Source organism: Hydrogenophaga sp., from assembly GCF_041633695.1.
Lineage (GTDB): Bacteria > Pseudomonadota > Gammaproteobacteria > Burkholderiales > Burkholderiaceae_C > Hydrogenophaga.
Map to the genome: position 1 here is coordinate 1 of NZ_JBFJMY010000222.1, position 6,770 is coordinate 6,770.

At 66.0% G+C, this 6,770-nt stretch carries 8 protein-coding genes; 2 read left to right on the forward strand and 6 right to left on the reverse strand.

Going from position 1 to position 6,770, the window contains the following annotated elements:
• Window positions 1–40: 40 nt before the first annotated feature.
• Window positions 41–907, reverse strand: a complete 867-nt coding sequence (locus ABYB95_RS13980) for a ChaN family lipoprotein (protein WP_372659175.1) — start codon at window positions 905–907, stop codon at window positions 41–43.
• A gap of 107 nt (window positions 908–1,014) precedes the next feature.
• Here ABYB95_RS13980 and ABYB95_RS13985 point away from each other — a divergent pair, with 107 nt between their 5' ends.
• Window positions 1,015–2,067, forward strand: a complete 1,053-nt coding sequence (locus ABYB95_RS13985) for an AbrB family transcriptional regulator (protein ID WP_372659181.1) — start codon at window positions 1,015–1,017, stop codon at window positions 2,065–2,067.
• Between the two features lie 46 nt (window positions 2,068–2,113).
• Here the strand turns inward: ABYB95_RS13985 and ABYB95_RS13990 are convergent, their stop codons facing one another.
• The 3 genes from ABYB95_RS13990 to ABYB95_RS14000 form a co-directional block, all read right to left on the reverse strand.
• Window positions 2,114–2,398, reverse strand: coding sequence for a DUF3567 domain-containing protein (locus tag ABYB95_RS13990; protein ID WP_372659176.1), 285 nt, complete (start codon window positions 2,396–2,398; stop codon window positions 2,114–2,116).
• A gap of 141 nt (window positions 2,399–2,539) precedes the next feature.
• Window positions 2,540–3,862 (reverse strand): DUF3108 domain-containing protein, encoded by a 1,323-nt coding sequence (locus tag ABYB95_RS13995; protein WP_372659177.1) that lies wholly within the window; start codon window positions 3,860–3,862, stop codon window positions 2,540–2,542.
• Between the two features lie 8 nt (window positions 3,863–3,870).
• Window positions 3,871–4,779 carry an IclR family transcriptional regulator gene (locus ABYB95_RS14000; RefSeq protein ID WP_372659178.1) on the reverse strand — a complete coding sequence of 303 codons (909 nt, stop codon included), beginning with the start codon at window positions 4,777–4,779 and terminating at the stop codon, window positions 3,871–3,873.
• A gap of 237 nt (window positions 4,780–5,016) precedes the next feature.
• Between ABYB95_RS14000 and ABYB95_RS14005 the strand changes: the two genes are divergently transcribed.
• Window positions 5,017–6,030 carry a fumarylacetoacetate hydrolase family protein gene (locus ABYB95_RS14005; RefSeq protein WP_372659179.1) on the forward strand — a complete coding sequence of 338 codons (1,014 nt, stop codon included), beginning with the start codon at window positions 5,017–5,019 and terminating at the stop codon, window positions 6,028–6,030.
• Window positions 6,031–6,057: 27 nt separating this feature from the next.
• On the opposite strand, the gene ABYB95_RS14010 is transcribed toward ABYB95_RS14005, so the two are convergent.
• Both ABYB95_RS14010 and ABYB95_RS14015 read right to left on the reverse strand, forming a co-directional pair.
• The gene (locus tag ABYB95_RS14010; protein ID WP_372659180.1) at window positions 6,058–6,501 is read right to left on the reverse strand and encodes a VOC family protein; all 444 of its coding nucleotides are present in this window, start codon (window positions 6,499–6,501) and stop codon (window positions 6,058–6,060) included.
• Window positions 6,502–6,622: 121 nt separating this feature from the next.
• Window positions 6,623–6,751: a TraR/DksA family transcriptional regulator gene (locus ABYB95_RS14015; protein WP_372659182.1), complete on the reverse strand. Its 129-nt coding sequence runs from the start codon at window positions 6,749–6,751 to the stop codon at window positions 6,623–6,625.
• Window positions 6,752–6,770: the final 19 nt, after the last annotated feature.

Sequence of the window (6,770 nt, forward strand, 5' to 3'; positions counted from 1 at the left end):
GCAGGATGGCGAGCCGGCTGTGCTGGCCGGGTCGTGCGTGTCAGGGCTTTTTGGCAGGCGCGGCGAATTCGGCGCAGTAGTCGCGCGGCGGGCGCGCCGGCGGGGCCCACACCGCGTCGGCGCGCAGCGCTTGTTCACCATCCGCCTGTCCGCCCGATCCGGCGGCCAGCGCCATCAGCACCTGGTGCGGCCACTCTACAGGCAGGTGGCGGGGCACGCCCAGATCGCGCCGCACATGGCCGTTGCCGGCCACCAGCAACACGGTCTGTCCGGCTTGGGCATGGTCGCGCAGCGCCTGCACCAGGGTCTGGGCCATGGCTTGGTCGCGCGCGAGCTGGATGCGGGTCATGGGTGCGATCTGCGCTTCGGGCAGCAGGCCGCAGTGGCCGTCGCGTATGTCCTGGCGCTGCTGTGCCAGTGCTGCGGGGGGCAGCAACTGGTCCAGTTCGGCGTCTGCCATCGCGGCGCGCATGGCGGGTCGCGGCAGGTTGCCGCCCAGCACCGGCACGCCAGCGCGCACCGCGCTCATGACCACCGGCCCATAACTGCTCCAGGGCCAGCTGTCTGACCAGGCCAGTGCCTCGCGCACCTGGGCCTCGCTGGCCTGCTGGGTCAGACCTTGGGATGAGCGCCCTTGTTCGGCCATCTCCATGACCAGCGCCGCCAAGCGGCCTTGCGCAGCCAGCAACTGCACCACCTCGCGCTGCAAGACCTGGTGCTCGGCCGCGTCGTGCTGTTCGCCCAACAACAGCAAGGGCGTGGGCAGTAGAGGGGCCAGCCGGGCTTCCAGCGGGTTCGACGGCGCGGCGCGGATGCTCGCTGAGCTGGCACAGGCGCTCATCAGTTGCACGCCCAGCAGCGACAGAAAGGCCCAACCGGTGGCGGCGACAGCGCGGTGACAGTTCATGCACCGATACTACGTGCACGGTCGAATCGCCGTGTCCATCCTTTATTTATTCAAGTGTTTCCCCAGTGACTTTTTTGCGCCCTGTTGATTGGACGTTCTGGCGTCGCGTGGTGTTCACCTTGGTCTTGGCGTACGGCGCGGCCCGGCTGTGTGTCTGGCTGCACACCCCCATTCCCTGGATGATCGGTCCGCTCTTGCTCACCTCGGTGGTGTCCATGCTGGGCCTGCCCACCCGCGGAGCGGTACCGGTGCGCAACGCGGGTCAATGGGTGATTGGCGCCGCATTGGGTCTGTATTTCACGCCCGAAGTGGGGGCGCTGGTGGTCGGGTTGTGGTGGGCCATTGGGCTGGGCATCGTCTGGGCATTGGGTCTGGGCCTGGGATTTGGCGTCTGGCTGCGTTCGGTGCACGCCCGGCGCCTGTCTGCGTTGCCGCCGGGGCAGTTGTTCAGCACCACCTACTTCGCCAGCGCCATCGGGGGCGCGTCCGAGATGACCTTGCTGGCCGAGCGCCACGGCGCACAAACCGAACTGGTGGCCGCCGCGCACAGCCTGAGGGTGCTGCTGGTGACCGTGACCATCCCATTTGCCATGCAGTTCTGGGGCGTGCATGCGCTGGACCTGGGGTCGACGGTCGTGCGCGAGGTGCACTGGCCAGGTTTGCTGTTGTTGGGCAGCTTGAGCTTTGTCGGCGCCTGGGCGATGCAGCGCATGGGCCGCGCCAACCCCTGGTTCATGGGGGCCTTGCTGGTCACCATGGTGGTCACCCTCAGTGGTTACGCCTGGTCGGCCATTCCCCCTTGGCTCTCGGCTGCGGCCCAGCTGGTCATTGGTGTGAGTCTGGGCGTGCGTTTCACCCCCGCGTTTGTGCACACGGCACCGCGTTGGTTGGCTTCGGTGGGTCTGGCCAGTTTCGCCATGATGCTGTTGTGTGCGGGCTTTGCCTGGGTGATGGCCCAACTCACCGGCCTGCACCCGGCCACCATGGTGCTGGGCACGTCGCCCGGTGGCATCGCAGAGATGTCCATCACAGCCAAGGTCTTGCAGCTCGGAGTGCCCATGGTGACAGCGTTCCAGGTCTGTCGGCTGGTGGCGGTGCTGCTGCTGGTGGAGCCGCTGTACCGGTGGTGGAACGCCCGAAAGCCCGTGGAGCGGCCATAAAAAAACCCGGCATGGGCCGGGCTTTTGGCAAGCAGTGGCTGCTTGCTCAGTGCATCACCACCGGCATCTGTGCCAGCGTGGCATAGCCTTCCAAGGTGTCTTCCACTTCTTCCTGCGAGGGCATGTTTTTTTGCCAGGCGGTGATCTGGATCTGGAACATTTCTGCCCAGGAGCCGTCGAGGTACACCTCTTTGCCCGAGCGTTTGTCCACGATCTCAAAACCGTGGCGGGGAATCTGCGGACCTTCGTCTACCGTGACTTCGCCTTCGGTCGGGGCGTTGGCCAGAATGTGGACCACGGCAAAGGCATCTGAGTCGTAAAGCATGTGCATGACTTGAATATCCTTGAAAGTGAGAAACCTGTGTTCCTAATGCCCTTATATCGGCAAACGGACGCAGATATGGAGGCTCTGTGAACAAATACGTGGCACCGTTCCGCTTGGATTCAAGGGGCGTGTCATTTTTGGCACAGTTCAAGGCATTTGGTTCAATTGCTGGTCGGCCACATCGCCGTTTTGCTGCGTGATGCGGATGCGCACCGGTAAATGGTTCAGCGCAGGCGCCAGCCAGATGTCCACACCGCTGTCGTAAGCGCTGCGCGGGCTGCGCGAAAGCCGCCAGGCGCGCAGCGGGCCCACCGGCAGGCTCAGCTCCTCCAGCGGCCCGATGTCGAACTGCCAGACTTCGGCGTCGCCGGTGCCCGCCACCTGCAAAAGAATTTTCTGGCCAGTGGCGAACGCATCGGGGCGGGCGTTGAATAGGGCCGCGAGTTGCAGGAACACGCTGAGCCGGTCTTGCGCACCGGCTTGCAGGCGCACATCGGGCGCGTTGGAGCTGAAGCGGATGCGTTCTTGTGCGTACTCAAAATGGGCCGCCTTTTCGCTGCGGCTGCGGTCGGCAAAACGCTCGGGGTGCAAACCGCTGGCATCGAGCAGGCCGCTGCTGGTCTGGGTGCGTTTGCCCAGCAGAAATACCCGTACCTCCATCTGGGCGTCGTAGCGGCTGCCGCTGGGCCGCCAGTCGAGCTGCGCGCTGGCGCTGTAGTGGATGCCTTTGATCTGGCCGCTCACGTCGTAGCCCAGCCGGGCGGGAGCGGGTGCCTTGGCGGGCGGCAGCGGTGCCGAACGCGCCGGGGCGTTTGCGCTGTTGCCGCGTGGTTTGCCCGGTGCGGGCTTGGTCGCCAAGGCCAGCAATGCGTCTTCGGGCATGGGTTCGGAAGCGGACTCGAACGTGGCCTCGGCGGTGGGTGGCGGTGTGGATGGGCTCGTGACGGGTTCCGCCGTTTGTGCGAGCGGCGCGGCGCGCTCGGGATCGGGCACGGCCGCAGCGGTCGCCTCGGGTGCCGGTGCGGATGCGTCCTCGGCCACCACCGTGGTGTCTGTTGCGGGGCGCTCTGGAAGTGTGGCGTTGTCGGGTTCTGCGCGCTGCACTTCGCCGGCAGCCACGGCCTCAACGGGCGGCGCGGGTGGTGGTGTCTGGGCGCGTGGGGGCTTGGCCACGCGCTTGACCGCTGGTTGCGCCACCGGCGGGGGCGGTGCTTGGGGCGCTTCGATCCAGCGCAGCGTACCGACGGCCACCGCTTTCACACGTTTTTCTGGCACACCCTGGCTGGGGTCGCTGGTGATCTGCGAGGTCTCGCTTGGGGGGCTTGCGGCCGCATGCTTCTCGGGCACGGCGCGCCACTCGGGCAGCTCGCCAGCGAGCAAGGCCAGGTGCACCAGCAACACGCCCAGCACCAGAAAGACCAGCGTTTTGGGGCGTGGTGCGGCGGACAACAAAGACGGGGACCGGCTCACAACATCGATCAGGTTTCGGCGCGGTGGCCCAGATCGGCGCTGAGCCGGTGGGCGCAGTGCAGCAAGGCGCGGGCCGAAGCGCCGTCCCAGGCGGTGTCCAGTGTGGCGATCGAGCCCAGCATCACCAGACCCAGCGCCAGGCGGCCCTGGGCGTCGAAGACCGGGGCGCAAAAGCCGGCCACGCCCGGCATCAAGGTGTGCACCACGCGGGCCATGCCGTGGCGGCGGCATTCGTCGAGCAGCACTTGCACGTCCTGCATGTTCTGTGGGCGGTCGTCGCCAGCGGGGCCGTGGGCGGTTTGCTTCTTCATGTGCGCGAGTTCTTCGCGCATCATGGGCAGCAGGCGCTGGGCGTCGTTGCCCTGCGTGCCCATGAAGGCGGCAAAACAGCGCCCGGTGGCCGAACCCAGCAAGGGCATGACGTCGCCCAGTCGCAGCGTGACGGGCACGGTTTGCGGTGCTTCGGCCCAGTGCACGATGGTGGGGCCTTGGTTGCCCCAGACCGCGATGGCCAGGGTATGGCCGGTTTCATCCAGCAGGCCCTGGACCCGTTCGCGCGCCATCCGCACCGCGTCCATGCGGCTCAGGCTGGCCAGTCCCAGGCGCAGCGCTGCCGGGCCGAGGTCGTAGCGGGTGCTCACCGGGTCTTGCGCCACCAGACCCATGCGCTGGAAACTGACCAGGTAGCGGTGTGCTTTGGCGGCGCTCATGCCAGCGGCAGCGGCCAGGTCGCGCAGCATCAAGGCGCCGGGCGCATGGGACAAGGCCGCCAGCAATTCGAAGCCCACCTCGACCGACTGGATACCGGCACGCAGGTCGCTGGACTCGTCGCTGCTGTCGCTGGCAGCTGCGGTCTTGCGCAGGCTGCTGGCGCCCGGTAAAGCGGTGGGGGTGGTGGGGATTTTGACGACAGGCATGGCGTAGACAGGGCTAGGATGGTTGGCGCGCTGGCAAGTTCCAGTTCATGGGCCGCAGCCGGCACCAGGCGCGGCTTTGGACTAAAATCTGGTTCTTACGAATAGGTTAACTTGTTTTACTATTCGTAATCAATGTGCTGTGCGGCTTTTCTTGGGTGCTCCGGTCCGGTGGTTTCGACCGGCTGCGCGCGAGGAAGAGCACCACGGCGAAACACCGAATTGCAGCAGGAGACATGCATGAAACTGGCCACTTACAAAGACGGCTCTCGCGATGGACAACTGGTGGTGGTCTCGCGCGACCTCTCGACCGCTCATTATGCGACGGGCATTGCGCACAAGCTCCAGCAGGCGCTGGACGACTGGAACTTCATCAGCCCGCAGCTGCACGACTTGTACGTCACGCTGAACCAGGGCAAGGCGCGCCACGCGTTTGTATTCGATCCGGCCCAATGCATGGCCCCGCTGCCGCGTGCCTACCAGTGGGCCGACGGTTCGGCCTATATCAACCACGTTGAGCTGGTGCGCGCGGCGCGCAGCAGCGAAGTGCCCGATACCTTCTACACCGACCCGCTGATGTACCAGGGCGGCAGCGACGATTTCATCGGACCTTGCGACGACGTGGTGGCGCTGAGCGAAGACTTCGGCATCGACTTCGAGGCCGAGATCGCCGTCGTGACTGGCGATGTGCCCATGGGCGTGACGCCCGATCAGGCGCTGCACGGCGTGCGGCTGCTGATGCTGGTCAACGACGTGTCGCTGCGCAACCTGATCCCGGCCGAACTGACCAAGGGTTTCGGTTTTCTCCAGGGCAAACCCGCCACCGCCTTCAGCCCGGTGGCCGTCACGCCCGACGAGCTGGGCGATGCCTGGGCTGGCGGGCGCGTGCACCTCACGCTGCAGTCGAGCTGGAACGGCCGCAAGGTGGGCATGTGCGAAGCCGGGCCCGAGATGACCTTCCACTTCGGCCAGCTCATTGCCCACCTGGGCAAGACACGCAATGTGCGCGCCGGCTCCATTGTGGGCAGCGGCACGGTGAGCAACAAGGGCGTGACCGGTGCCAACGGCAAGACCGAGTGGCCCAAGGGCTACAGCTGCATCGCGGAGAAGCGGGCGATTGAAACCATTCTGGACGGCAAGCCTTCTACCGCGTACATGCAGTACGGCGACACCATCCGCATCGAAATGAAGGGCAAGGACGGCCAATCGGTTTTCGGCGCCATCGACCAGAAAATAGCGCCTGCAGCGGCGTGATGCGAGGGCTGGAGCCCAAGGTGGGCTTCAGCTGGCGTACACCTGCGCCAGCGAGGCAAAACCTTTGATCTCGATCGGGTTGCCGAACGGATCGCAGAAAAACATGGTGGCCTGTTCACCCGGCTGGCCTTCAAAGCGCAACTGGGGCGGCAGCACAAAATCCACACGGGCGTCGCGCAGCCGCTGAGCCAGCGCCTGCCAGGCCGGCAGTTCCAGAATCAGGCCGAAATGCGGCATGGGCACCAGGTGCTCGCCCACCTGGCCTGTGCGCGTGGTCTTGAACGGCTCGCCCAGGTGCAGCGAGAGCTGGTGGCCGAAAAAATCGAAATCGACCCAGGTGTTCGTGCTGCGACCTTCGGTGCAGCCCAGCACCTGGCCGTAGAAGCGGCGCGCTTCGTCCAGGTGGGTGACGTGGAACGCCAGGTGGAACAGGGTGCGCGCAGCGGCTGCAGGGGGGGCATCGGTGGTCATGTGGCCAGCATAGCAAAGCCCAAGACCCGATGGTTCGGGTCGCGCGTGTGGGACCGCACCACCTGGGCGCTGGCGACCAGGTCCACGATGGTGGCGTCCACCACCTTACCGGCGAACGGTTTCAGAAAGTGGCGGGGTGTACGCCGTGTTGGGCCTGCTCGGTCTTTTCCTGGCAGGCGACGCAGCGTTGGGCCGTGGGACTGGCGTGCAGGCGGGCGGTGGGTATGTTCACGCCGCAATCGAGACACAGGCCGTAGCTGCCATCGGCC